Genomic DNA, 25,830 nt, shown 5'->3' with positions numbered 1-25,830 from the left:
AAAAGTTTGGGGCGGACCCGCTTGAAAGTCCGCCCCGCGACGGTGACGCCGCCTCGTCCGATCCTAACCGTCCGGGTCGCAGAAGACGATCAAGACCGCGACAAGCTCTCGATATGGTGAAGCTTTCATGCCCCCTTGGTGCCTGCCCCGCACCGCTTGCGACTCTATGCGACCCTAGCGCCGATGTGTGAAGAGGCGGCGCGCAGGATTGGTAACTAACGCCCTACTATGGAATGCGGCGCGGGCGAATTATTGCAGGAATGCGACATTCTTGCGCATTTTTGCGAATGTTTGATGCCGGGGCACGCCGACAGTGCCAGGTGCGTTCGTCAGACGAGTCGGCTCTGGTGCACCGCAGCTTCGATGAAACCCGAAAACAGCGGGTGCGGATCGAACGGCTTCGATTTCAGCTCCGGATGGAACTGCACGCCGACAAACCAGGGATGGTCGGGCCGCTCGACAATTTCCGGCAGCAGCCCGTCGGGCGACATGCCGGAGAAGATCAGGCCCTGCCCCTCCAGCGCCTCGCGGTAGGCGACGTTTACCTCGTAGCGATGGCGGTGCCGTTCCGAGATGGACGTGACCCCGCCGTAGATGGCACTGACATGGCTGTTGCCGGCGAGCTTCGCCTCGTAGGCACCGAGACGCATGGTTCCGCCGAGGTCGCCGCCCGCCTCGCGCGTTTCGAGGCCTTCCTTGGTCATCCATTCGGTGATGATTCCCACCACCGGTTCGTCGGTTGCGCCGAATTCGGTCGAGCTCGCCTTGCTGTGACCCGCGGCGCGCGCCGCCTCGATGCAGGCCATCTGCATTCCCAGGCAAATGCCGAAGAAGGGTACGCCCCGCTCGCGTGCGAAGCGGACCGAGGCGATCTTGCCTTCGCTACCCCGCTCGCCGAAACCGCCGGGCACCAGGATCCCGTGCAAGGGCTCGAGCCGCGCCGCGATTTCCGCATCGTCCTTTTCGAACACTTCCGCGTCGATCCAGCGAATGTTGACCTTGACCCGGTTAGCCATGCCGCCGTGCACGAGAGCTTCGTTCAGCGACTTGTAGGCGTCCTGCAGGCCGACATACTTGCCCACGACGCCGATCGTGACCTCGCCTTCCGGGTTGAAGTAGCGGTCGGTCACATCGTCCCATGCAGACAGGTCCGGGGCGGGCGCATCGGTGATGCCGAAACCGCGCAGGACCTCGGCATCGAGTCCCTCGGCGTGATACTGCAAGGGCACCGCATAAATCGACTTGGCATCGAGCGCGGGAATGACCGCTTCCTTGCGAACATTGCAGAAGTTGGCGATCTTTTGCCGGTCGCTTTCGGGTAGCGGGTGTTCGCAGCGGCAGAGCAGCACGTCGGGCTTGATGCCGAGGCTGGCGAGTTCGCGCACCGAATGCTGCGTCGGCTTGGTCTTCAATTCGCCCGCCGCCTTGATGTAGGGCACCAGCGTCACGTGGACGCTGAGCGACTGCATCGGCTCCATTTCATTCCTGAGCTGGCGGATCGCCTCCATGAACGGCAAGCTTTCGATGTCGCCCACCGTGCCGCCGATCTCGCACAGGATAAAATCATGGTCGCCCTGGTCGGCCAGCGCGAATTCCTTGATCGCGTCGGTCACGTGCGGAACCACCTGCACCGTCGCGCCCAGATAATCCCCCCGCCGTTCCTTGGCGATGATCTGCTGGTAGATCCGGCCCGAAGTGACATTGTCGCCCTGGTGCGCCGAGACGCCGGTGAAGCGTTCGTAGTGACCAAGGTCGAGGTCGGTCTCGGCCCCGTCGTCGGTCACGTAGACCTCGCCATGCTGGTATGGGCTCATCGTGCCCGGATCGACGTTGAGATAGGGGTCGAACTTGCGGATGCGGACCTTGTAGCCGCGCGCCTGCAGCAACGCGCCGAGCGATGCCGCCATGAGACCTTTGCCGAGCGAGGAGACCACGCCGCCGGTGATGAAAATATACCGCGCCATGGGAGTTGGGCCTTAAGCTGCGATTGGGATTCGGCGCAAGGGGAATGGGCGGGGATGAGCCCGCAATCCACATTTCACTGCGGCGTGAAAGATTACTGGGCGGGTGCCGGAGCCGGGGCCGATGCGGGGGCCGATGCCGGAGCCGCCTCGCCGCCAGGTGCCTGCTGCGGCGGTACCGCCGGAGCGGCCAGCGGATCGGGCTCGCTCTGGACAGGGGTGCGGTCGAGGGTCGATTCGATCGACGAGCCACCGGAGGTGCGAACCGCCAGCGCCGCCAAAACGATCGAGAGGGTTACGAAGGCTACCGCCAGCCACTTGGTCGTCCGGGTCAGGAAATCGGCCGCGCCGCGCGCGCTCATCATCCCGCTCGGGCTGCCGCCGACACCGAGGCCGCCGCCTTCGCTGCGCTGCATCAGGACGACGCCGACCAGAGCGGCAGCGATGATGGCCTGCACGACCGTGAGAAAGATGAAGAGCGACATGGTTCCTGTCCGGGGTAAAAGCTTCGGGGCGCACTTAGGGCTTGCCGGCCCCGCGCACAAGGTCTGGATGGCAGTACTTGCCCAGCCGGCCTACGCGTCCTCGCCGTCGCCCGCGGCGAGCGCGATCTTCATGAAACTTTCCGCCGTGAGGCTCGCGCCGCCGACCAGCGCGCCGCCGACATCGGCAACGGCCAGAATTTCGCGGGCATTGTCCGGCTTGACCGACCCGCCATAGAGGATGCGGATGACGCTGCCCTGCGCTTCGCCGAACCGTTCGACCAGGAAGCTGCGGATCGCCCTGTGCATGGCGGCGATATCCCCCAGCGTCGGGGTTCGCCCGGTACCGATGGCCCAAATGGGTTCGTAGGCGACGGTCAACCGGTCGCCGGCATCTTCGATTCCATCCGGGAGCGACTGCCGCAATTGCTCCAGCACGAAGGTCTCATGCGTGCCGTCGATGCGGATTGCTTCGGCTTCTCCGCAGCACAGGATGATCTTGAGGCCTGCCGCAATCGCGGCTGCAATCTTTGTGCGGACGAGTTCGTTCGATTCGCCATGGCCCTCGCGGCGCTCCGAATGCCCCAGGATGACGAATTTCGCGCCCGCATCAGCGACCATGGAAGCCGATACGTCGCCAGTGTGCGCGCCTTCGGCAGCCGGATGACAATCCTGTGCGCCGACCCCGATCTGCTCCGCCTCGCGATGGACCGCGTGAATCAGCGTGAACGGGGGGGCGACGGCCACCTCCACCTTCATGTAACGCTGCGCAGCACGGTCGATCGCGCGTGCTTCCGAGAGCATGGCGCGCGTACCGTTCATTTTCCAGTTGCCGACGATGTAGGGTCGGGATGACATGCATTGTTCCTGATTAGCTTCACGCCGCGGCGCTTGTAGGCCGTTAGCGTGTCGGGGGCCGGGTCCGCTAGCGGACGCATCGCTTTCAGTCAAAACCCTTTGCGACCTGTTGCGGCTGGGTCGCAGCATCTCTAAAGCACCTGCGTTTCGCGCCCGGCTCTGCGCCGATGCGCGCCCCGAATGCAATCCGGATACGTTTTTTATGATCAGCACCTTCCGCAAGTTCTTCCAGTCCAAGCTGGGCATCGGCGTCACGCTGGCCTTCCTCGGCCTGATCGCAGTCGCCTTTGCGAGCGCCGATGTTTCCACCACGGGCACGCTCGGCATCAGCAGCGGCGACCGCGTGGCCGTCGTCGGCGACGAAAAGGTCGAAGCGGCGGAACTGACCCGTGCGGCGCAGAATGCGCTGGAACAGATGCGGCAGAACAATCCCACCCTGTCCATGCCGGCTTTCATCGAGCAGGGCGGCCTCGACCGGGTCGTGGATACCCTGCTCGATCGCGTCGCCATTGCCGAGTTCGGTCGCAAGTACGGGATCCGGGCTGGCGACAACCTGATCAACAGCCAGATCCGGCTGATCCCGGCATTCCGCGGACCCGACGGGAATTTCAGCGAAGAGCTGTATCGCGCTGCTATCGCACGCCAAGGGCTGACCGATGCCCAGGTGCGCGAGGATCTCGGCGCCGGGCTGATCGCCCAGCAGGTGGTGCAGCCGACCGGGTTCGGCGCCGTCATGCCGGACAAGATTGCCGCCCGCTATGCCGCCCTGTTCAAGGAACGGCGCACCGGTGCCATCGCCTTGCTCGGCAGCGACGCCTATGCGCCGGCCGGCAACCCGACCGACGCCCAGCTCACCACCTACTACAATGCCAATCGCGGCGACTACATCCGGCCCGAACGGCGGACTGTCCGCTATGCGACCTTCGGGGCCGAAGCGGTCGGGGCGATTCCGCCCCCGACCGAGGCACAGATCGCCGCGCGCTACCGGCAGGACGCCAGCCGCTATGCCGCCAGCGAGGAACGCACGCTGACCCAGCTCGTCGTGCCGACCCGTGCCGCCGCAGATGCGCTGCGCCAGCGCGTGACCGGCGGCGCATCGCTCGAAAGCGTCGCCGCCGAAGCAGGGCTGAGTACCGCGAAGATCGGTCCGATCACCAAGGGTGCCTATTCGGGGCAGTCCTCCGCTGCGGTGGCAGATGCCGCCTTCGCCGCCGGCCAGGGCCAGCTGGCCGCGGTCGCCCGCAGCGGGCTGGGCTTCCACATCGTTCGCGTCGATGCCATCGATCGCAAGGCGGGCCAGACGCTGGATCAGGCACGCGCCGGGATCGCTGCGCAGCTCACCGAGGAAAAGCGGCGTCTCGCCTTCAACGAGCTCGCAGCGGACATCGAGGACCGTTTCGCCGGGGGCGAATCGCTTGCCGATGTCGTCAAGGGGCTCAAAGTCGATGTGGAAACCACGCGGCCGCTGACCGCATCCGGGGTCGTGTACGGTACTGAGGGCGAAACCGCTCCGCAGATCCTCGCCCCCGCGCTTTCCACGGTCTTCCAGATGGAAGAGGAAGAGCCGCAGCTGGCCGAGGCGGTGCCCGGCGAAACCTTCCTCGTTTTCGAAGCGGCCGACATCACCCCGTCCGCGGCCGCACCCTTGCGCGAAATCCGCGACCAGGTCGTGACCGACTGGCGCCGGGCCGAAGGGGCCAAGCTCGCCAAGGCCGCAGCGGAGCGCGTGATCAAGCGCGTGGAAGCCGGGCAGACCCTGGCAGCTGCGGTCGCTGCGGAAAACCGGGCACTTCGCCCGGTCGACCAGGTCAATGCGACGCGGGAAGAGATCATCCGCTCCGGCCAGCGCATTCCCGCGCCGCTGGCGCTGTTCTTCAGCATGGCGCAGGGCACCCAGAAGCAGCTGGAAGGTCCGCGGAACATCGGCTGGTTCGTGGTCGATCTCGACCGGATCGAGGCCGGTACCATCGGCAAGGACGACCCGCTGTTTGGACAGGCCAAGCGTCAGTTCGCCCAGACACTGGTCGACGAATACGTAGCCCAGTTCCAGAACGCCATTCGCGACGACATCGAAGTCGAACGCAATGAAGAGGCGATTGCTGCCGTACGTCGGGCGCTGGCCGGCGACGGGCAGCAATAGGGATTGCGGCATTGGCAGGAGCCGGCCTGAAGAATGGCGCCGATGCGCAGGCCGCCCTCCTGGCCGGTCGGGCTGCGCTCGTGTGGCGCGAGGTGGTGGCCGACACCGAAACCCCGGTCGGCGCGGCGCTGAAGCTGATTTCGCCGGGCCGCGGCGACTTCCTGCTGGAATCGGTGGAAGGCGGCGAGGTGCGCGGGCGTTACAGCCTGCTTGGCCTCGACCCCGACCTTGTGTTCCGGGCGCGCGGAGAAGACGGCGAGATCAACCGGCTGTGGCGACACGACCGCGCGGCCTTCGCTCCGGTCGAGGGCCGCAGCCTCGATGCCTTGCGCGCCCTGATCGGCGAGTGCCGGATCGATGTGCCCGCAGGGCTGCCGCCTGCCCTTGCCTGCCTCGTCGGATACTTCGCCTACGAAACGATCGGCCAGGTGGAGGTCCTGCCGCGTGCACGGCAGAGCGAACTCGACTTGCCGGACATGGTGTTCACCCGGCCCACGCTGCTGCTGGTGTTCGATTCGCTGTCCGACCGCCTGTTCGTCATCGCCCCCCTTTGGCCCGGGCCGGGCGATCCCGGCCATGCCATCGAGCGCGCCGGCGAACGGATCGACGAAACCCTGCGGCGGCTGGCACAAGCGACGCCAGTGGCCGACAACGCGACCGATCTGCCCGACATGGCGCTGACGCCGAAGCTGGCCGATGGCGACTATGCCGCCATGGTCGCCCGGGCGAAGGACTACATCACGGCCGGCGATATCTTCCAGGTCGTGCTGGCGCAGCGGTTCACCTGCCCCTTCCCCTTGCCGCCGCTGGCGCTGTACCGCGCACTCAGGCGGGTCAATCCGTCGCCTTTCCTCTATTTCCTCGACCTGCCGGGCTTCGCCGTGGTCGGGTCAAGCCCGGAAATCCTCGTCCGCCTGCGCGACGGCGAAGTGACCATCCGCCCGATCGCCGGCACCCGGCCGCGCGGCACGACGCCGGAACTCGACCGGGCGGCCGAGCAAAGCCTGCTTGCCGACCCCAAGGAACTTGCCGAACACCTGATGCTGCTCGACCTCGGCCGCAACGATGTCGGCCGGGTCGCGGCGAAAGGGACGGTGGAGGTCACCGCCAGCTTCACCGTCGAACGGTACAGCCACGTGATGCACATCGTCAGCAATGTGGTGGGGCAGCTCGACCCGTCCAAGGACGCGCTCGATGCGCTGTTCGCAGGCTTCCCGGCGGGCACTGTCAGCGGGGCGCCGAAGATCCGCGCCTGCGAAATCATCGCCGAGCTCGAGCCGGAAACGCGCGGGGCCTACGCCGGCGGGGTCGGCTATTTCGCGCCCGACGGCAGCTTCGACAGCTGTATCGTCCTGCGCACGGCCGTGGTGAAGGACGGCACGATGCATGTACAGGCGGGTGCGGGGATCGTCGCCGACAGCGATCCTGCCTATGAACAACGCGAATGCGAAGCCAAGGCCGGGGCTCTGATCGCCGCCGCGCGCGAGGCAGCCCGTATCGCCAGCGAAGCGGGGTTCGGCCAGTGAAGACCAGAATTGCCTCAGCCTTGGCCTTTTCCCTTGCCTTGGCCGCCTGCGGCCAAGCGCAGGAGGGGAAACCCGTGACAGTCATAGAATTCGGCGACGGACAACCGGCCCCGGCGCCGACGAAGTCTCCGGTGGCCGCCGCAGCGGAAAGCGTGTGCGAAAAGGTCAAGTTCGAGGATGTCGTCCTGACCCACTGCATTGCCGATCCGGCGAGCCACACCATCGGCATGGTCCTGTCGCCCGAAGGCGGCGCAGCCTATCGCTCGTTCGCGAACCTGTCCGCAGCGATTGCCAAGGACAAGGTCGCCTTCGCCGTGAACGGCGGAATGTTCGACGGCGAAGGAAAACCGATTGGCTATTTTGTCGAAGAGAGCAACCGACTGAAGGAACTCAACACGGCCGATGGCGCGGGCAACTTCCACCTCAAGCCCAACGGCGTATTCTACGGCAGCGGCGGCGAATGGCGCATCCGCACGGCCGAAAGCTTCCTCGCCAGCGTCGGCGACCGACCACAGTTCGGCACCCAGAGCGGCCCGATGCTGCTGATCGACGGCAAGCTGCATCCCGAGATCACCGAGGACGGTCCCTCGCGCACGATCCGCAACGGGGTGGGGATCGACCGCAAGGGCCGTGCCCATTTCGTCATCAGCGAAGGCGCGATCAGCTTCGGCAAGCTGGCGCGGTTCTTCCGCGATGTCGCCGATACGCCCAACGCGCTCTATCTCGACGGGTCGGTATCGAGCCTGTGGGACCCTGCCAACGACCGGATGGACAGCCGTGCGCCCATAGGACCGATGATCGTCGTGGAGAAAAAATGATGCCGCTGACCTACGAACGCACCCTCTATCCCGAGATCGAACCCTATGCGAGCGGGATGCTCGACGTCGGCGACGGGCATTCGATCTACTGGGAACGGGTCGGCACGCCGGGGACCAAGCCGGCGGTGATGCTGCACGGCGGCCCCGGCGCGGGCTGCAACCCCAACCACCGGCGGCAGTGGGATCCGGCCCGCTACGACGTGCTGCTGTTCGACCAGCGCGGCTGCGGCCGCTCGACCCCCTTCGCCAGCCTCGAGAACAACACCACCTGGGACCTCGTTGCCGACATGGAGCGCCTGCGCGAAATGTGCGGCTTCGAAAAATGGCAAGTGTTCGGCGGCAGCTGGGGCTCGACCCTCGCCCTCGCCTATTCGCAGACCCACCCCGAACGCGTCAGCGAGATAATCCTGCGCGGGATATTCCTGTGCGAGCAAGCGGAACTCGACTGGCTGGTCAAGTATGGCGCCAGCGAACTCTTCCCCGAAGAATGGGACCGCTTCACCGCCCATGTCGCGGGGCTGGAGGGCGACGACATGACCGCGATCTACAGCCGCCTGCTCGACGATGCCGATCCGGAAGTGCGCCGCGCCGCCGCCAGCGCCTGGAACCGCTGGGAAGGCGTCACCTGCACACTGCTGCCGCAGGAGGATACGGTCGACCACATGGCCGATGGCGACAACGCCGTCGCCACGGCCCGGATCGAGACGCATTACTTCCTCAACTACGCGTGGCTCGAGCCGGGCCAGTTGCTGCGCGATGTGCACCGCCTGAAGGGCATCCCGGGCGTCATCGTCCAGGGCCGCCACGATTGCTGCACCCCGCCCGCCGCCGCCTGGGCGCTAAAGAAAGCCTGGCCCGACGTGGACCTCCAGATTGTCCCCGACGGAGGTCATCTGTTCACGGAACCGGGTATCACCGACGGGCTGGTACGGGCGACGGACGCGTTTGCCGGGAACACCGCATGATCCTCGTCATCGACAATTACGACAGTTTCACCTTCAACCTGGTCCACTATTTGATGGAACTGGGCGCGGATGTGCGTGTCGAGCGCAACGATGCCATCAGTGCCGGGCAGGCGGTGTCGAGCGGAGCGAAGGGCATCCTGATCTCGCCCGGCCCCTGCACGCCGAACGAGGCCGGGATCAGCCTCGAACTGGTCGCTGCCTGTGCCGACAAGGCGCTGCCTTTGCTCGGCGTATGCCTCGGGCACCAGGCGATCGGGCAGTTTTTCGGCGGCAAGGTGGTGCGCGGCGGACTGATGCACGGCAAGACATCGCCGGTGACGCATGACGGCACGGGCGTCTTCGCCGGCCTGCCCAGCCCCTTCACCGCCACCCGCTATCACTCGCTGATCGTCGAGGGCATTCCTGATTGCCTCGCGGTCAATGCGACGAGCGACGACGGCCACGTCCAGGGCTTCCGCCACACCGAGCTGCCGATCCACGGGGTCCAGTTCCACCCCGAAAGTATCGCGACCGAGCACGGGCACGACCTGCTCGCAAATTACCTGCGCCTGTGCGGGATCGAAGTGCCCGCAAAGAACGGGATGCCCGCATGAAGCACCTCCCGCTCGCCGTCCCGCATATGAGCGAGGCCGAGGCCGAAGAAGTCTTCGGCTGGATCCTCGACGGCGATGCGAGTGACGAGGAAATCGCCCGCTTCCTCCTCGCCATGACCGAACGCAGCGAAACGGCGGACGAGATTGCCGGGGCCGCCCGCGCCCTGCGCGCGCGCTACATCCCCGTGGCCGGACCGGATGACGCGATCGACGTCTGCGGCACCGGGGGCGACGGGCATCACACGCTCAATGTCTCGACCGCCGTCGGGCTGGTCGTCGCCGCCTGCGGCGTGCCGGTCGCGCGCCACGGCAACCGCGCCATTTCCTCGCTCTCGGGCGTGGCCGATACGCTCGAAGTGCTGGGGCTCGACATGGCGGCGGCCGGGCGCACGGCGGAAAAGACGCTGGCCGAAATCGGCATCTGCTTCCTCTTCGCGCCCAACCATCACCCCGCGATGGTCCGCATCCAGCCGATCCGCAAGGCGCTCGGCCGGCGCACGATCTTCAACCTGATGGGGCCGCTCTCCAACCCGGTCGGCGTGAGGCGCCAGCTTATCGGTATCGCCCGGCCCGGCTATGTCTCGATCTACGGCGATGCGGCGGCGCGGCTGGGGACGGACCGCACCTTTATCGTCTCTGGCGACGAGGGGCTCGACGAGCTCAGCCTCGCCGGCGGCAATGAAATGGCCGACGTTACCGGGCACGAGTTCGCCATGCGCCGGGTCGATGCTGCCACTGCCGGTCTGGACCACGCACCTTTGGAAGCCATACGCGGCGGCGATCCGGCGCATAATGCCAAGGCCTTGGCTGCGCTGCTGGACGGCGAGCACAGCGCCTATCGCGAGACCGTAAAGTTCAACACGGCGGCGGCGCTGGTGGTTGCGGGGCGCACTGCCGACTGGGCCGAAGGCGCCGCGATGGCCGCCGAGGCGCTCGACAATGGCAAGGCGAAGGCGCTGCTGGCGCGCTGGATCGAGATGGCGAAGTGAACAAGCTCGAAGAAATCTGCGCTGGGAAATACGCGGAAGTGACTGCGCGCAAGGCGGTGCTCCCGCCCGCCGAACTCGCCGACCGTATTACGGCCCAAAAAGCCCCGCGCGGGTTCGAGGCGGCGCTGCGGGCAAAGGCGGCTGATGGCTTCGCCCTTATCGCGGAAATCAAGAAAGCTTCGCCTTCCAAGGGTCTGATCCGGAAAGACTTCCAACCTTCCAACCACGCCCGTGCCTACGAGGCCGGCGGCGCGGCCTGCCTCTCTGTCCTGACAGACGAGGACTGGTTCCAGGGCCACGCCGACTATCTGGTCGCCGCACGCGGGGCCTGCACCCTGCCCGTCTTGCGCAAGGATTTCATGGTCGATCCGTGGCAATGCGCCGAAGCGCGCAGCATGGGTGCAGATGCGATCCTGATCATCGTCGCCGCGCTCTCCGACGCGCAGATGCAGGAGATCGAGGCCGCCGCGCGCGAATACGGCATGGATGTGCTGGTCGAAGTCCATGACGAGGCCGAGATGGAACGCGCCCACGCGCTGCAATCGCGGCTGATCGGGGTGAACAACCGCGACCTCAGGACCTTCACCACCGATCTCGCCACCACCGAACGCCTCGCACCGCTTGCACCGGCGGGCACCTTGCTGGTGGGCGAAAGCGGCATCAACAGCCATGCCGACTGCCAGCGGTTGGCCGCGGCGGGCGTGCGGACGTTCCTCGTCGGGGAAAGCCTGATGCGGCAGGATGACGTCGAGGCGGCGACGCGGGCCCTGTTGCAGGGCTAGGCGGGGCCTTGCGCGCCCTGCAGCCCGTTGGACCGCGCCGGGCTATGGACGGCTGGCCACAAGGACTGTCCTACTGCGACCGAACCTGCCAAGAAGCGGGGATGATGCTGCAACAGCCCCGCCCCGTAGCGCCGCTTGTTTCCAGGCAATCGGATGGCCGCGACTTTTTTTGCTCCAGGACAGTGTAACATGTGTAACACGCGACGGTATTTCAACGGGTTAGCGGAGGGCTCTCAGTGACCCGACTGACCCATCTCGACGAGGCCGGCGCAGCGCATATGGTCGATGTCGGCGGCAAGGCGGAAACGCAGCGCATGGCCCGCGCGGGCGGAGTGATCCGGATGAGTAACGAAGCACTGGCCGCGATCAAGGCCGGGGACGCGCCTAAGGGTGACGTGCTCTCCGCCGCACGCATTGCCGGAATCATGGCGGCCAAGAAGACCGCCGAATTGATCCCGCTGTGCCATCCTCTCGCACTGACCTCGGTCGAAGTGGCGTTTGACTATGTCGAAGGCGGCATCGCAGTCAGCGCGACTGCCTCGCTGACGGGCAAGACCGGGGTGGAAATGGAAGCAATGACAGCGGCTTCCGTGGCACTCCTCACGATCTATGACATGGCCAAGGCGCTGGACAAGGGCATGGTCATCGACGGTGTTCGCCTGCTGAAAAAGCGCGGCGGCAAATCGGGGCACTGGCTGGCGGAATGATCCGGGCGATGCTCTCTGTCGAGGAAGCGCAGTTTCAGATGCTGGCGCTGCTCGCGCCGATGCCGGTCGAAGAGCTGCCAGTCGAGCACGCTATCGGTCGCTATCTGGCACAACCGCTGAAAGCCAGGCGGACCCAGCCCCCGGCCGATCTTTCGGCGATGGACGGCTATGCCGTGGCCGGCCCGGGACCGTGGCAAAAGCTCGGCGAAAGCCGCTGCGGCGAGCCCTTCGGCGGCACGATTGCGCCCGGCGAGTGCGTGCGGATCTCGACTGGCGCGATCCTGCCCGAAGGCGCGGACCGGATCCTGATTCAGGAGGAGGCCGAGGTTGTGGGTGTTCAGGTCACTGCGACCGAGGAGCCACCGCTCGGCAAGCACATCCGACGCAGGGGTTTCGAGTTCGCTCCGGGCGACCACCTCCTCCCTGCCGGAACCCGCATTGGCCCCGCGCAAATGGCGCTTATCCGCTCTGCCGGACACGCCGAGATATCCGTCCATCGCAAGCCCTGCGTCGCCATCTTTGATAGCGGTGACGAGTTAGCCACCGACCCAACCACTTGCGCGCTGCACCAAATCCCTGCCAGCAATGGCGCGATGCTCGGAGCGCTTGCGGCGAGCTTGCCGTGCTCCATCACCCAAAGCGCTCCCCTGCCCGACCGGCTGGATGCGATCATCGCTGCCCTGGAGGCCCATGCTGATGCCGACTTGCTGATCCTGACCGGCGGTGCCTCGGTTGGCGACCACGACCTCGCCAAACCTGCGCTAGAGGCGGTCGGGGCCGAAATTGGCTTCTGGAAGGTCGCCATGCGACCGGGCAAGCCGCTGTTGGTGGCGCGGTGGGGGCAGCAACTGATCCTGGGCCTTCCAGGCAATCCCGTCTCGGCCTTCGTCACAGGCTTCCTGTTCATGCTGCCCGCCCTGCGGCGTTTGCTCGGAGCGAATGACTGTCTGCCGCTACCGATCATGCTCCCGCTTGCCGAGGACTGCCCGGAAGGCGGCGCGCGACGTGAGTTCCTGCGTGGTTCGCTCCACGCGACAGGCGTCGTCCCTGCTCTCCAGCGGGATAGCAGCGCTTTGCTCACCCTCGCCCGATCGGACGTGCTGATCGACCGCCCGGCGAACACTCCCCCGACCAAAGCGGGAACGCCTGTTCCGTGCTACCTGTTGGAAAATCCCTGAATTGCTTGACTTGGCGAATCGCGTTGCCTAATTGTTCCGCATTCGTTCGCATCGGCGCACGGAAATGGAACAGGCTACAGGGAGCCAAAGGACATGCTGACCGCAAAGCAGCACGAACTGATCCGCTTCATCCAGCAGAAGCTGGAGGAAACGGGAATTTCCCCCTCGTTCGAGGAGATGAAGGAAGCGCTTGACCTCAAGAGCAAGTCGGGTGTCCACCGGCTGATTTCCGCGCTCGAGGAACGCGGTTTCATCCGCCGCCTGCCCAACCGCGCCCGCGCGCTGGAAGTGCTCAAGCAACCCGAGGATGCGGTAGGTGGCGGCAAGCCTGCCAAGGATGTCGTCACCCGCATGGCCGCACCAAAGGCCGCACCGCAGCCCGCCAACGATATCATCGAGATTCCGCTTCACGGCAGGATCGCCGCCGGCGTCCCGATCGAGGCGCTCGAGGGGCAGACATCGATGCCGGTGCCTGCCGCACTGCTCGGCCCGGGCGATCACTATGCCCTGGAAGTGTCCGGCGACTCGATGATCGAGGCCGGGATTTTCGATGGCGACTATGCCCTCGTGCGCAGCACCAGCACCGCCCGGGACGGCGAAATCGTGGTGGCGCTGGTCAACAATGAGGAAGCGACGCTCAAATACCTGCGCCGCGAGAACGGCAAGATCGTGCTCGATCCGGCCAATGGCGCATACGCGCCGCAAGTGTACGAGCCGCACCAGGTCGAGGTGCAGGGCAAGCTCGCCGGGCTCCTGCGCCGCTATCATTGAGTTTCTGAGTTACCCCGAGGGGAGCGGTCCTGTCCCCGCAGCGAGGCTCGCCCGCCTCACCGCCGCTCCCCCACTTTCTCCTGCACTGCTTCAGGTTCGCGTCGCCTGTAGGAACGCGGCTCTTCCGGCTTCCACCAGCCATGTTGCCCCTCGGCCTGCGCCACGCTCGTAAAACGCCCGTCTTCCAGGAACAGCGCTAGCCCGCCCGACTGGCCGAGGAACTTGCGATCAACCTTGAGCCAGCCGGGCCGGCACGATCGCGGCAGCCAACGATCGGCAATCACGATATCCGCCCGCTCGCATGCGGCCGCCAGTGCCCGCTCCTCGATCCGCTCGCGGCTGCGCGCCATGAGGACATGGTGCTGTCGCCCTGCCCGCTCGAGCGAAATGACACAGAAATCGCGACTGCACTCTGCGCCCGGCCAGTCGTCGATCGCGACCGGCTCGCCCCTGATCCCGGCCAGTTCCAGCAGGTTGTCCCTGGCATAGTCCGAACGCGCCTCGCGCAGGGTGATCAACCGGCCGTCCTCGACAATGCCGACATGCCGACCGTCGCCCGACACCAGCACGTCCGGCGTGGGGGTCAAGGACAGCATCACTGCTCCTAAGGCAGCGGGAAGCAGGCCCCACAGCCGCGTTCGCCCGCGCCACAGGGCCAGCCACAGCCCGCCCGCAACGAACAGCGCCAGCGTCCCCGCCCCCATTTGCGGCATCAAGCGAACCGCGCCCGGCTGCTCTGACACGAGATGCGCGATACCCAGCAGCAGGTCGAGCGATTGCCCCGCCAGCCACCAGAACGGAGCGCCCGCCCCGACGAGATCGAACGTGAGCGCCAGCGCAATCAACGGCATCGAGGCGAACGTCACAAGCGGGATCGCCACCACATTGGCGAGCGCGCCATAAATCCCTGCCCTGTGGAAATGGAACAGCACGATCGGCATCAGCGCGATTTCGATCACCAGCCCCGTCAGCAGCAGTATGGCAAATCGCCGCCCGACGCGGGCGGAAACGCCCTCTTCCCGCGCGGCAAGGAAACGCTGGACGGGTGCGGCATTGTGCAGGGCGACGATCGCCAGCACGGCGCAGAACGACATCTGGAAGCTCGGGCCAATGAGCGATTCGGGCCACAGCAACAGGACGAAGCCGGCCGCCACCGCCACCATGCGCAGCGACAGGGGCTCTCGCCCGAGTGCCAGTGCGATGAGAACCAGCACTGCGGCCGCGCAGCTCCGTACCGTGGGAACTTCGGCCCCGGTCAGCAGCGTGTATCCGACGCCCGCCAATGCGCCGACCGTCGCGGCCATTAGCGGCAGCCTGACACGCAAGGCTAGCCACGGCCACAGGGCCAGCAACCGCATGGCCAGGACATATGCCGCCGCAATGATCGCGCTGACATGGAGCCCGCTGATCGAAAGGAGATGCGTCAGCCCCGCATCGCGCATCGCCGCCTCGTCCGCTTCGCCGATCGCACCGCGGTCGCCGCTGGCAAAGGCGGCTGCGATGGCCCCCGCCGAACCTTCGAGCCGCTCGCGCACATGCGCCGACAGCGCCCGCTGGACCGCGGTCATGCCCGCCGCGGACGGCGCGACCGAAACCAGCTCTACCTCGCCGATTGCAGAGCCGGTTGCCGCCAGGCCGTCGAACCACGCCTTGCGGGCGAAATTGTAAGCCCCTGGAACCATCGGCGGGGCCGGCGGCATCAGACGTGCCCGCAGCCGCACCACTGCGCCTTCGCGCAGCTCTGGCGACGCTTCCTCCAGAGCGACGTTGACCCGCACTTTCTGCGCCAGTCCGCTCTCTGCATCGCGTATGGCGAGGACCAGCCTGACGCGGTCCTCCGCCGGCTGTTCTTCCCGGTCCAGCACCCGGCCCTCGTACCACTGCACCGTCGGCGCCGCGATGGGCTCCGCCCCGACCATTGCCGAGCGGGCCCAGACAAGGCCGGTCCCGAATCCGGTCGCCAGGCCGATCGCCAACAGCGCCAGGGCGAGATTGGGCCGCAGGTCTGCGCAGAGCAGCAGGGCCCCGGCCAGCGCGACGAGACCTCCTGTAACTATGGCCCCGACCCAGGCGAACGGTCCGGGCAGGAGGAACCAGAGCGCTATCCCCCCGGCCATTGCGACGACGATCCAAGGCGCCCGGTCGAAGCCTGCGTCCCCCAGTGCGCGCTCGAGCCGTGCCGCGCCGCTGGACAAGCGCCAGCGCGGGTGCCAAGGGCCCTGCTGCAATGCAACATGGCCCGACCGGGAACGTGCGTCCGTTGTGTCTCCCGCAAGCGGAACTGCCGGTGTCATGCGGGTCGCCATGGCAGGACTAGGAAAGGAAGCCACGCAAGATGGCAAGCAATACTGGCGCTTCGCAGGTAGTTACCCGCTTCGCGCCGTCGCCGACAGGCTATCTCCACCTCGGCGGCGCGCGTACCGCGCTGTTCAACTGGCTGTTCGCCCGCCATCATGGCGGCAAGGTCCTGTTGCGGATCGAGGATACCGATCGCAAGCGAAGCACCCAGGACGCGATCGACAAGATCATCGAGGGGCTTGCTTGGCTGGAGCTGGATTTCGACGCGCCGCCGCTGTTCCAGTCCGACCGCGCAGAGCGCCACGCCGATGTCGCGCGCCAGTTGCTGGCTGCGGGACATGCCTACAAGTGCTTCGCCACGCCCGAGGAGCTGGAGGCGATGCGCGAGGACCAGCGCACCCGCAAGCTGCCACAACGCTATGACGGCCGGTGGCGCGACCGCGATCCTTCCGAAGCGCCCGACGGGGCGCCCTATGTCATCCGGCTCAAGACCCCCAACGAAGGCGAGACGGTAATCGACGATGCCGTCCAGGGCAAAGTTACGGTCCGCAACGAGGAAATCGACGACTACGTGTTGTTACGCGCCGATGGCACGCCGACCTACATGTTGGCCGTGGTGGTGGACGACCACGACATGGGAGTGACCCACATCATTCGCGGCGACGACCACCTTAATAACGCCTTCCGCCAGCTGCCGATCATTCGCGCGATGAACCAGATTGAAGGTAAGTGGCCGGACCCGGTCTACGCCCATGTGCCGCTGATCCACGGCCCCGATGGCGCGAAGCTGTCGAAGCGCCACGGCGCTGTCGGCGTCGAAAGCTACCGCGACGAGATGGGTGTGCTGCCCGAGGCTTTGTTCAACTATCTCCTCCGCCTTGGCTGGGGATACGGCGATCGCGAGGAGTTCACGAAGGAAGAAGCCGCGGAGGTGTTCACGCTTGAAGGCGTCGGCAAGAGCCCTTCGCGCTTCGATACCAAGAAGCTGCTCAACCTAAACGGGCACTATATCCGCGAAGCCGACAATGCCCGGCTTGCCGGTCTGGTTGCCGAAAAGCTCGGCGAGGATGCGGATGTTGCCTTTCTGACCAGGGCGATGCCCGAGCTCAAGGTCCGCGCCAAGGATGTCAACGAACTGGCCGAAGGGGCCCGCTTCCTATTCGCCAAGCGGCCGCTGGACATGACCGAGAAGGCCGCCGCCTTGCTCGATGCCGAGGGACGCGCAATTTTGGGCAAGATATCAGCGGCGTTGCATGCTGAAAACAACTGGACAATCGAAGCCCTCGAAGCCACTACGAAGGCGCTCGCCGAGCGCCTTGAACTGGGGCTGGGCAAGCTGGCGCAGCCCATGCGTGCAGCTTTGACGGGGACCACCACGTCCCCCGGGATTTTCGATGTGCTCGTCCTGCTTGGCAGAGAGGAGTCCCTGGCGCGAATCGACGCGCAGGCGACGCCAAACGGCTGAGTTCACGACCGGATTTGAAGTTAAGGAGTACCACTGTGGCAGACACAACCGCGAAGCTCGAGTTCGGCGGCACGACGCATGAATTCCCGGTCCTGAAGGGCAGCACCGGTCCCGACGTGATCGATATCCGCAAGCTCTACGGGGCGACCGGGGCCTTCACCTACGATCCGGGCTACAAGTCCACCGGTAGCTGCGAAAGCGCGCTGACCTATATCGACGGTGACGAAGGCATCCTGCTGCACCGCGGGTATCCGATCGGCCAGCTGGCCGAACATTCCAGCTTCATGGAAGTCAGCTACCTGCTGCTCAACGGCGAATTGCCGAGCCAGGCAGAACTCGACGACTTCAGCTACACCATCAGCCGGCACACGATGCTGCACGAACAGCTGTCGACCTTCTATCGCGGGTTCCGCCGCGACGCGCACCCGATGGCCATCATGTGCGGTGTCGTCGGCGCGCTGAGCGCGTTCTATCACGACAGCACCGACATCGCCGATCCCGAACAGCGCAAGATCGCCAGTCACCGGCTCATCGCCAAGATGCCGACGATTGCGGCGATGGCGTACAAGTATTCGGTCGGCCAGCCGTTCCTCTACCCCGACAATTCGCTGTCCTACACCGGCAATTTCCTGCGCATGACCTTCGGCGTCCCGGCCGAGCCGTACGAGGTGATTCCGGCGGTCGAGAAGGCAATGGACCGGATCTTCATCCTCCATGCCGATCACGAACAGAACGCCTCGACCTCGACGGTACGGCTCGCCGGGTCGTCGGGTGCGAACCCGTTCGCCTGCATCGCGGCTGGCATTGCCTGTCTGTGGGGTCCGGCGCACGGCGGTGCCAACGAGGCAGCGCTCAACATGCTTCGCGAGATCGGCACGCCCGACAAGATCCCGCATTATATCGAGCGTGCGAAGGACAAGAACGATCCGTTCCGACTGATGGGCTTCGGGCACCGCGTCTACAAGAACTACGATCCCCGCGCGACGGTGATGCAAAAGACCGTGCGCGAAGTGTTCGAGGCGCTCAATGTCAACGACCCGCTGTTCGAGACCGCGCTGCGTCTCGAGGAATTGGCGCTCAAGGACGACTACTTCATCGAGAAGAAGCTGTTCCCCAACGTCGATTTCTATTCGGGCGTGATCCTTTCTGCGATCGGCTTCCCGACCACCATGTTCACCGCGCTGTTCGCATTGGCTCGCACCGTGGGCTGGGTGGCGCAGTGGAACGAAATGATCAGCGACCCCGGCCAGGTCATCGGCCGCCCGCGCCAGCTCTACACCGGCCCGACCGAGCGGGATTACGTTCCCATCAGCCAGCGCTGAGATCGAAAGGGGCCGGACCGCGCAAGCGAACCGGCCCTATTTCGTATCGTCGACCGGCAACGTCAGGGTGAAAACGGCGCCTTTGCCGGGCACGCTCTTGACCTTCAGGTCGCCGCCCATCGCCTTGGCCAGTCGGCGGGAGATATAGAGGCCAAGACCCGATCCGCCGTCCCCGCCACGGCCGAGCCGTTCGAACTTCTCGAATATCGCCGCATGATGCGTCGGGTCGATGCCCGGCCCTTGGTCGATGACCCGCGCACCGGCGACCTTGCCGTTGCGGGCCAGTTCCACCCGGATGCGCGAGCCTTCGGGCGAATACCGGATGGCATTGCCGATGAGGTTCAGCAGCACCTGCAGGACGCGGCGGAATTCGCCGATGGCAGGGCATGTCCTGTCCTTGCCGGGCACTTCTATCACGATCCGCTTTTCTTGCGCGGTGACGCCGAGAATGCCGGCTGCCTGGCGCACGACATCGGCGAGGTCGATCCGGTCGGGTGCGGTGGAAAATCCGTCCGCCTCGATCACTTCGAGGTCGGCGAGGTCGTCGATCAGGGACAGCAGATGCTGGCCGGCGGCCGCTATGTCCGCCGCATAATCGCTGTATTCGTCGGCCAGCGGCCCGGCCAGCTTGGTCCGGATGGTTTCGGCATTGGCGATGATGCGCGAAATCGGTTGCCGCAAGACCGGCGACAGGTCGCGCCCTAGGCGCGCCTGCACTTCCCGGTTTTCGGTCTTGCGCCGGTCACCGCGCTTGGCCCAGGCACGGTTGGCGACGAGGTAGAGCTCGAACCCCTCGCTGCCCGGCACCGGCTCGCCGATGGGAATGAGGCGCGCGGTCCACTGGCGCGGGCTGCCCTCGACCGTGCAACGGGACTGGTCGAGCAGGCGCCAGTGCAAAGGCTGCGCATGCAGCGTGCCCGGCAGTTCCACGAAGTCCGTCCATGGCCGCAGGGGCTGTGCCTCGATCCGCCGGATCAGGGGCTGGAGGTCTTCCGCTTCGGTATCGACCGTCAGGATGCGCTGCAGCGGGTCGAGCCGGGCGTGGAGTTCCGCCAGGGCGTTGTCGATCGCGTCGCGGCGGGCGGAAGCGTCATCCTCGCCTGCTTGTGCAGGGGCGCTGACCTGCCAGGTCGCCACGGTAATGGAGCAGCCGCTTTCGGTGCGCCCTTCGTAGGGCACGACTTCGACCCATGCAGTAATGCGGTCGTGCCCGTCGAAGGCGCGAATGGTCCGCGCGAGCCGCAGGTTCATGGTCCGCGACTTGCGCACCAGCTGGCGAAGTTCGTGGATCGCGATCGCCCCGGGCAACGTGCCGCCGCATTTGCGCTGCAGGGCCGCCAGTGGATCGTCCGCCTCGACCAGCCGGTCGTCTGCGTCGGTCCGGGCTTTGGCGACGTGGGGGTCGGTGGCGCGGCTCACGGATCAGGCCGATCGGAACCCGCCTGCCGCCGCGAGCATGTCGCGGGCGCGGTCCGCTCGCAGCTGCGAGAATCCTTCGGGTAGAGAAATCTCCGGATGGAGATAGACAAACTGCTCCTCCACCTCGCGCGGATTGAGGCCGGAGCTGCGCAGGGCCAGCGCCAGCCGTGCCAGCTGCCGGTCGTTGGTCGCCAGGGCGACGACATCGCGATCCTGTTGCGAGGCGGAAGCGAGCGCGGTCAGGAACAGCGCAACGCCCGCGTGCGATACCGACAGGGCCGCGCGCGCCGCGCCGCCCATACCTTCCACCAGCCGGGACAGCAGGCCCAGCCGGCTGGCGCTCTCGTCGAAATCGCGCCGGAAGCGTGTCTCCACCCGCGAAATGACCGACGGGTCGAGCCCTCCGGCGTAGCTGCGCCAGCTGGTCAGCGCATGGTGGAACAGGTCCGCCGGCAACTCGGTCAGGGGCAACTGCATCCGCTTCTGGCGCTGGATGAAACGCGCCTGCGAGGCGAGTGCCTGCATAGCCAGAGCGGCCGTCGTGGCATCGTCGGAGGCGACGAGCGACTGCATCAGCGGCGACAGAACCGGATCGATCGCATTGCGCGAGCGCAGCCGTTCCGCAAGCTGGCATTCGAGCGCCAGGCTGTGGCAGTGGGTAAGGAACTGCGGATGGCCCGCAATCATGTCCGCGAGCTCTGTGCTGTTGCGTTCGGCAAAGCCGTGCACGTCGCCCTCGTCCTGCGCCGCGGCCTGGATTTCCAGCATCTGGCGGGCAATGCCGTTGACCATGCCCCGGATACGCGCGACGATCTCGTCGCTGAACAGCGAATGGTCGTGATTGGCGATGAGATGGCCGAGAATCGGCCCGATTGTCCCGAGCACGACATCACCCCGCGCGAGTTCATCGCGCAATACGGCCTCGACGGGCGCCTCGGCGGAGACAGGTGTGTCAGCGTTGGTCATTGCAGCCTCGATCATCGGCCACCCATAACGCGCTATAGTTAAGCGCCCGTTATTGCTGCCCGGTTGCGCATGTTAAGCAAAATTCCCCCGAGGGACAGCCCCCCCGCCACCGCCGGGCCGGCCAGCCAGGCACCGGCCAGCCCTGCAATACCCGTTGCGCACCACAGCAACTCCCGATCGCGGAAGAACCGCGTCGCGGGCCCACGCCCCAGCGAAGCGAGAACCCATGTGGCGCCAGTCATGCCGGCAACGTACAGCGTCACCGCCCAGCCGAATTGCGGCAAAAGGCCCAGCACCAGGGCCAGCCCTCCCAAGATATCCCCCGCCAGGGGCAAGGCGGTTTTCCCTAGCCCTGTCGGCGCGCGCGAGAAAACGCGCGGGTCGGATTGGGCATCGGCTGCCAGCCACAGCCTTGCCATCAGGCTTGCCGCAGCGGCCAGTAACAAGGCGACAGGTGGCCGGTCGAGCGCCAGGGCGGCCAGCCCTCCGGCCAGCGCCAGGAATCCGGCCGTAAGTGCCGCAAGGGCGAGGCCCGGCCTTCCGACCATAAACCGCGCGACAGGAAATACGAAGCCCCGCTCGACCGGCGTCGCGTCTTCGGGAATTCGTCCCGCTACGCTTGCCGGCGGATGCGCAGCATCTACGGACCATAGCCCGTTCGCCAGCCACTCGTCGGGTAACGCCCGCTCCGGCACGCGCGCTGCGCGCGCTGCACGCAGCAGGGCAGAAACCGGTTCGATATCGTCGTCGAGAGCGTCGAGACGCTCGATCACCCGTCCCGGCAAGACCGACGCACCCGCCCAGCACCATTCCCTGTCGAGCCGCTCGAGCCCCGCCGGAACACCGGTCGAGGCTTGAACGGTCAAAACGGCCGGACCGTGCCGCAAGTGTTCGAGGGCCTCGCCAGCGCCAGGCAGGACGCCTTCGCCGAAAACCACGAGCTCGTCCTGCTGCCGCAGGCTGCCGAGTATCTGCCTACCGCGATGGATCAGGCGAAACTGCGCGCCGCCATCTTCCGCGAGACGTTGCACACGCAGGGCGAGCCCATCCTGCTCGGCAGTGTAGAGCCATATCCTGCTGCACCCCAAAGCCAGCGCGGCATCGACCTGGCGCTCCACGGCCGAAGCCCCGGCGACGACACGGCGGCTGGCGCACATTCCGGTCGCTGGCCCGAGCGCGAGCAGAGCTGTCCTTGGAGCGGTATCTGATCCCATTGCGGGGCTGGCGATAGGGCGACGCCCCGGTCTTGCCAAGCGGCACGGGGCGATGACTTCACTGCCCGCCCCGTGCGCGAGTCTATTCGTCGAACTTGGCGACGAAACTGCCGAGCTTGCGCAGCACCACCGGGTCGCCCGGTGCGCTCGATATGGCTTCTTCGGCCAGGTCCATCAGCGGCTCTGCATGGAAGCTCGCACCGAGCCCCTTGAGGCGCTGCGCCGCGACCAGCCAGTTACCGTCGCAACGGGCGCGGGCCAGGAGATCGACTTGCTGGGCAAGGCTTTCGCGAAAGGCGAGACGCAACTCGGCACGCAGCGAAGGATCGTCTCCCGCCGCTGCCGCCAGTGTTGCAGAAAAGGCACCGTATTCGAACGCCATAAGGCCTCAACTGGACCCGATACGGTTAAAGCGGGGTTTAATCGCCTGCGAAAAGTGATAGATTCCACGAATGAGCGGGGGTCATCATATCAGAGCAGTCGGCGCTTCGGGTGGCGACAGCACCATCACCACAGAGGCCGGAGTTCCCGGATCCGGCTCCGACGGCCCGGTCGATGACGCCCTCCTGCTTGAGGAATCCTGGGACGCGGACTGGGATGTCGAACCGGTGCGGCGCGACTTCGGCTGGCTGGTCCCGGCCGGGTTGCTCGGCCTTATCGCAGCCTGGTCCGCGTTCTTCCTCTGGGCGAGTTTCGGCGGAGGACAACTGCCGCCGACCCCCACGGGCGCCGTCGAACTGGTAGGTCGCTGGGCCCTGCCCGTGCTGGTGGTGATCGGCATCTGGCTGCTCGTGCAGCGCAACAGCACTGCGGCCGCGCGACGCTATGCGGAAGCAGCCGCCGCACTTTCCACCGAGTCCCGGCGGCTCGAACAACGGCTCGTCACAGTGAACCGCGAATTGAGCCTCGCGCGCGAATTCCTCGCTTCGCAGGGGCTGGAGCTGGAATCGCTCGGCCGCATCGCCAGCGAAAGGTTGAGCGAACATGCCGACCGGCTGCAATCTCTGGTGCGAGGCAATTCAGCCCAGGTCGAGCAGATCGCGGCGGTCAGCGTGACGGCCATGGAGAACATGGACAAGCTACGCAGCGACCTGCCTGTCATTGCCAATTCCGCGCGTGATGTCGCCAACCAGATCGGCAGTGCCGGGGGTGTGGCGGAGGGCCAGATCGAACGGCTGGTCAGCGGTTTCGGTCGGCTCAACGAGTTCGGCGCTGCGAGCGAGCGGCAAGTCACCGCGCTCAGCGACCAGGTTGCAGCGACGCTCGCAGCCTTCGACGCCCAAGCGGCGAAAATGGAAGAGATCACGGCGGGGCGCTTCGCTCTGCTGCGCGAACGGAGCGAGGAATTTCGCGGCGAGCTGGACAGCCGCGAGGTCGAAAGCCTTGCCGCCCTGCGGCGACGCGCCGAGCAGCTGGCGCAGGAGCTGGGGGAAACCCGCGGCGCGCTGGACGAGCAGGAGGAGGAAGCCCTCAAATCGATGCGGGCGCGGCTTTCCGCACTTCGCAACGAAAGCGAGACCATTGCCCGTGCCATCCGGGAAGGCGAGGACGAAGCCAAGGCGCTCTGGCTGGCCCAGATCGACGGGATGCGGCAGAGGCTCGGGGAAGCGGTCGAACAAATCCGGACCATCGACGACCAGGCCATCGCCAACGCCGGGCGCAAGCTGCAGGTCCTCAACGAGGAGGCGACGCGGGTTGCCGCATCGATCGCAGACCGCAGCCAGCAGTTCCAGAGCGAGCTGGACGAACGCCGCGCCCGCTTCGCCGCCGACGAGGAACAGTCGCTCGAGGCGCTGCGCCAGCAACTCGCGGCAATCGACGCAGAGCTCGACAACCGCCGGGCCGAACAGATTGCCCAGGCCCGCAGCCTCGGCGATGCGACGCAGGAGGTCTCGCGCCAGGTCGGCGAGCTGACCGGGCAGATCGAAAGCCTGCTCGCCGAGAGCCGCACGGCGCAGCAAGGCTTGCTCGATACCACGCTGGCAATGGCGAAGGATCTCGCCACGAGCCGGGCCGATATCGCTGCATCCCAGGGCGTCGTTGCCGAAATGACCGAAGCCTGCGTCCGTCTGCTCGAACTGATCCAGGCGAGCGTCCAGCACAGCAAGACCGACCTGCCGGCGGCCATCGGAGCCGCCGAACAGCGGCTCGATGCGGCGCGCCGATCGACCGAAAGCCTCGGGCTCATGCTGGCCGAGGGTGTCGGCCAGTCGGAAGCGATTTCGGGCTATGTCATTGCCGCGAACGAAAGCGGCGAGACCCTCCAGCGCCGGAACGGGGAACTGCTGCAACAGCTCAGGGCCTTGGGCGAGGAATACGGCGCCGGCATCGACAGCCTGCGACAGGCGCTGGGGACTCTCGAGGAAGACGGACAGCGGGTGAGCGCGGCATCGCAAGAAAACCTCCGCGCCGCCATCGCCGTGCTGGAAGGGAAAGTGCGGGACGCGCTCGCGCTCGCCGAACAGGAAAGCAGCGGCACGATCGAGCGTATTGCCGACGGTATCGGGGTCCGGGCGGCGGAATCGATCGATCGGGCGGTTCGCGAATCCTCGACAGGGGCCATGGCCGAGCTCGATGCCGCCACGGCGCGCTCGACCGGCGCCGCCCGCGAGGCTGCCATCCAGCTTCGCGACCAGCTTGCGCTCGTGAACGAACTGGCCGGGAACCTCGAAAACCGGGTTCAGCGTGCGCGCGAAAGGGCACAGGAGCAGGTCGACAACGATTTCGCGCGCCGCGTGGCCCTCATCACCGAAGCGCTCAATTCCAATGCCATTGATATCGCCAAGTCGCTTTCCACCGACGTCACCGATACCGCCTGGGCCAGCTACCTGCGCGGCGATCGCGGGATCTTCACCCGGCGCGCCGTCAGCCTGCTGTCGAACACCGAGGCACGCGAGATCGCCGAACTATACGATGCGGACACCGATTTCCGTGACCATGTCAGCCGCTACATCCACGATTTCGAAGCCATGCTGCGGACCATGCTTTCGACCCGCGACGGCAATGCCATCGGGGTGACGCTGCTGAGCAGCGACATGGGCAAGCTCTACGTGGCGCTGGCGCAGGCGATCGAGCGACTGCGGACGGAGTAGCTTCAACGGCGCTCCTGATCGAGCATACCGAACACGTCGAGCAGGTCCACGCCGACCCATTGGTATTCCCAGTTGAGAACCCAGAGCGTCGTCAGGACCGCCGCGACCACCGTAGCCCGCAGGGCTACCCGCCCCGGACGGAAATTCGCCGGGGCACTCTCGGCCTGGCCCGGCACCTTTTCGACGCCCAGTTCATCGGCTGTCTTCACGCCGAACGGCAGCAGGATGAAGGCGCACAGCACCCAGAACAGGAAGTAGATCGCCAGAATGGATGTCCACGCCAT

The 25,830-nt window shown here is 66.2% G+C and carries 22 protein-coding genes; 13 read left to right on the top strand and 9 right to left on the bottom strand.

Features of this window, described 5'->3' with window-relative positions:
- Positions 1–329 precede the first annotated feature (329 nt).
- The 3 genes from WAB17_RS11735 to tpiA form a co-directional block, all read right to left on the bottom strand.
- On the bottom strand, positions 330–1,964 hold the full coding sequence (locus WAB17_RS11735; RefSeq protein WP_435417530.1) for a CTP synthase: 1,635 nt from the start codon (positions 1,962–1,964) through the stop codon (positions 330–332).
- A 92-nt stretch (positions 1,965–2,056) separates the two neighbouring features.
- On the bottom strand, positions 2,057–2,446 hold the full coding sequence (secG, locus tag WAB17_RS11730) for a preprotein translocase subunit SecG (protein ID WP_435417529.1): 390 nt from the start codon (positions 2,444–2,446) through the stop codon (positions 2,057–2,059).
- Positions 2,447–2,536: 90 nt separating this feature from the next.
- Positions 2,537–3,301, bottom strand: coding sequence for a triose-phosphate isomerase (gene tpiA, locus WAB17_RS11725; RefSeq protein ID WP_435417528.1), 765 nt, complete (start codon positions 3,299–3,301; stop codon positions 2,537–2,539).
- A 202-nt stretch (positions 3,302–3,503) separates the two neighbouring features.
- On the opposite strand from tpiA, the gene WAB17_RS11720 reads away from it, so the two are divergent.
- From WAB17_RS11720 to lexA, 10 genes are all read left to right on the top strand, one after another.
- A complete protein-coding gene (locus WAB17_RS11720) occupies positions 3,504–5,441 on the top strand; it encodes a SurA N-terminal domain-containing protein (RefSeq protein WP_435417527.1) in 1,938 nt (645 codons plus the stop codon).
- An 11-nt stretch (positions 5,442–5,452) separates the two neighbouring features.
- Positions 5,453–6,967, top strand: a complete 1,515-nt coding sequence (locus WAB17_RS11715) for an anthranilate synthase component I family protein (RefSeq protein ID WP_435417526.1) — start codon at positions 5,453–5,455, stop codon at positions 6,965–6,967.
- Between the two features lie 74 nt (positions 6,968–7,041).
- Positions 7,042–7,785 (top strand): phosphodiester glycosidase family protein, encoded by a 744-nt coding sequence (locus WAB17_RS11710; RefSeq protein WP_435417525.1) that lies wholly within the window; start codon positions 7,042–7,044, stop codon positions 7,783–7,785.
- Entirely contained in the window at positions 7,785–8,750 is a 966-nt protein-coding gene (gene pip, locus WAB17_RS11705) for a prolyl aminopeptidase (protein WP_435419381.1), read from the top strand. The genes WAB17_RS11710 and pip overlap by 1 nt, the downstream gene beginning before the upstream one ends.
- Positions 8,747–9,343 carry an anthranilate synthase component II gene (locus tag WAB17_RS11700; protein ID WP_435417524.1) on the top strand — a complete coding sequence of 199 codons (597 nt, stop codon included), beginning with the start codon at positions 8,747–8,749 and terminating at the stop codon, positions 9,341–9,343. Before pip ends, WAB17_RS11700 begins: the two co-directional genes overlap by 4 nt.
- Positions 9,340–10,332 carry an anthranilate phosphoribosyltransferase gene (trpD, locus tag WAB17_RS11695; RefSeq protein ID WP_435417523.1) on the top strand — a complete coding sequence of 331 codons (993 nt, stop codon included), beginning with the start codon at positions 9,340–9,342 and terminating at the stop codon, positions 10,330–10,332. The genes WAB17_RS11700 and trpD overlap by 4 nt, the downstream gene beginning before the upstream one ends.
- Positions 10,329–11,114 (top strand): indole-3-glycerol phosphate synthase TrpC, encoded by a 786-nt coding sequence (gene trpC / locus WAB17_RS11690; RefSeq protein WP_435417522.1) that lies wholly within the window; start codon positions 10,329–10,331, stop codon positions 11,112–11,114. The genes trpD and trpC overlap by 4 nt, the downstream gene beginning before the upstream one ends.
- 236 nt (positions 11,115–11,350) lie before the next feature.
- Complete coding sequence (moaC, locus tag WAB17_RS11685; RefSeq protein WP_435417521.1) at positions 11,351–11,821, top strand: cyclic pyranopterin monophosphate synthase MoaC; 471 nt, start codon at positions 11,351–11,353, stop codon at positions 11,819–11,821.
- Positions 11,818–12,999: a molybdopterin molybdotransferase MoeA gene (locus WAB17_RS11680; RefSeq protein ID WP_435417520.1), complete on the top strand. Its 1,182-nt coding sequence runs from the start codon at positions 11,818–11,820 to the stop codon at positions 12,997–12,999. The genes moaC and WAB17_RS11680 overlap by 4 nt, the downstream gene beginning before the upstream one ends.
- A 93-nt stretch (positions 13,000–13,092) precedes the next feature.
- Positions 13,093–13,770, top strand: coding sequence for a transcriptional repressor LexA (gene lexA, locus WAB17_RS11675; RefSeq protein ID WP_435417519.1), 678 nt, complete (start codon positions 13,093–13,095; stop codon positions 13,768–13,770).
- 56 nt (positions 13,771–13,826) lie between these two features.
- Here lexA and WAB17_RS11670 read toward each other — a convergent pair whose 3' ends face one another.
- Positions 13,827–16,076: a ComEC/Rec2 family competence protein gene (locus tag WAB17_RS11670; protein ID WP_435417518.1), complete on the bottom strand. Its 2,250-nt coding sequence runs from the start codon at positions 16,074–16,076 to the stop codon at positions 13,827–13,829.
- A gap of 29 nt (positions 16,077–16,105) precedes the next feature.
- On the opposite strand from WAB17_RS11670, the gene gltX reads away from it, so the two are divergent.
- Positions 16,106–17,533: a glutamate--tRNA ligase gene (gltX, locus tag WAB17_RS11665; RefSeq protein ID WP_435417517.1), complete on the top strand. Its 1,428-nt coding sequence runs from the start codon at positions 16,106–16,108 to the stop codon at positions 17,531–17,533.
- A gap of 35 nt (positions 17,534–17,568) precedes the next feature.
- On the top strand, positions 17,569–18,855 hold the full coding sequence (locus WAB17_RS11660; RefSeq protein WP_435417516.1) for a citrate synthase: 1,287 nt from the start codon (positions 17,569–17,571) through the stop codon (positions 18,853–18,855).
- Positions 18,856–18,891: 36 nt separating this feature from the next.
- Here WAB17_RS11660 and WAB17_RS11655 read toward each other — a convergent pair whose 3' ends face one another.
- The 4 genes from WAB17_RS11655 to WAB17_RS11640 all read right to left on the bottom strand — a co-directional run bounded on the left by WAB17_RS11655 (position 18,892) and on the right by WAB17_RS11640 (position 22,836).
- Positions 18,892–20,274, bottom strand: a complete 1,383-nt coding sequence (locus tag WAB17_RS11655) for a sensor histidine kinase (RefSeq protein ID WP_435417515.1) — start codon at positions 20,272–20,274, stop codon at positions 18,892–18,894.
- 3 nt (positions 20,275–20,277) lie between these two features.
- The gene (locus tag WAB17_RS11650) at positions 20,278–21,255 is read right to left on the bottom strand and encodes a hypothetical protein (RefSeq protein WP_435417514.1); all 978 of its coding nucleotides are present in this window, start codon (positions 21,253–21,255) and stop codon (positions 20,278–20,280) included.
- A gap of 23 nt (positions 21,256–21,278) precedes the next feature.
- Positions 21,279–22,454, bottom strand: coding sequence for a hypothetical protein (locus WAB17_RS11645; protein WP_435417513.1), 1,176 nt, complete (start codon positions 22,452–22,454; stop codon positions 21,279–21,281).
- Between the two features lie 82 nt (positions 22,455–22,536).
- Entirely contained in the window at positions 22,537–22,836 is a 300-nt protein-coding gene (locus WAB17_RS11640) for an Hpt domain-containing protein (protein WP_435417512.1), read from the bottom strand.
- A 70-nt stretch (positions 22,837–22,906) separates the two neighbouring features.
- Here WAB17_RS11640 and WAB17_RS11635 point away from each other — a divergent pair, with 70 nt between their 5' ends.
- Entirely contained in the window at positions 22,907–25,546 is a 2,640-nt protein-coding gene (locus WAB17_RS11635; RefSeq protein WP_435417511.1) for an ATPase, read from the top strand.
- Positions 25,547–25,548: 2 nt separating this feature from the next.
- On the opposite strand, the gene WAB17_RS11630 is transcribed toward WAB17_RS11635, so the two are convergent.
- On the bottom strand, positions 25,549–25,830 hold the full coding sequence (locus WAB17_RS11630) for a DUF1467 family protein (RefSeq protein WP_435417510.1): 282 nt from the start codon (positions 25,828–25,830) through the stop codon (positions 25,549–25,551).

The organism is Parerythrobacter aurantius, assembly GCF_045291475.1.
Taxonomy (GTDB): Bacteria; Pseudomonadota; Alphaproteobacteria; order Sphingomonadales; family Sphingomonadaceae; genus Parerythrobacter; species Parerythrobacter aurantius.
The sequence above is the reverse complement of the archived record's forward strand: the minus strand, read 5'-3'. Positions and strand labels throughout refer to the sequence as shown.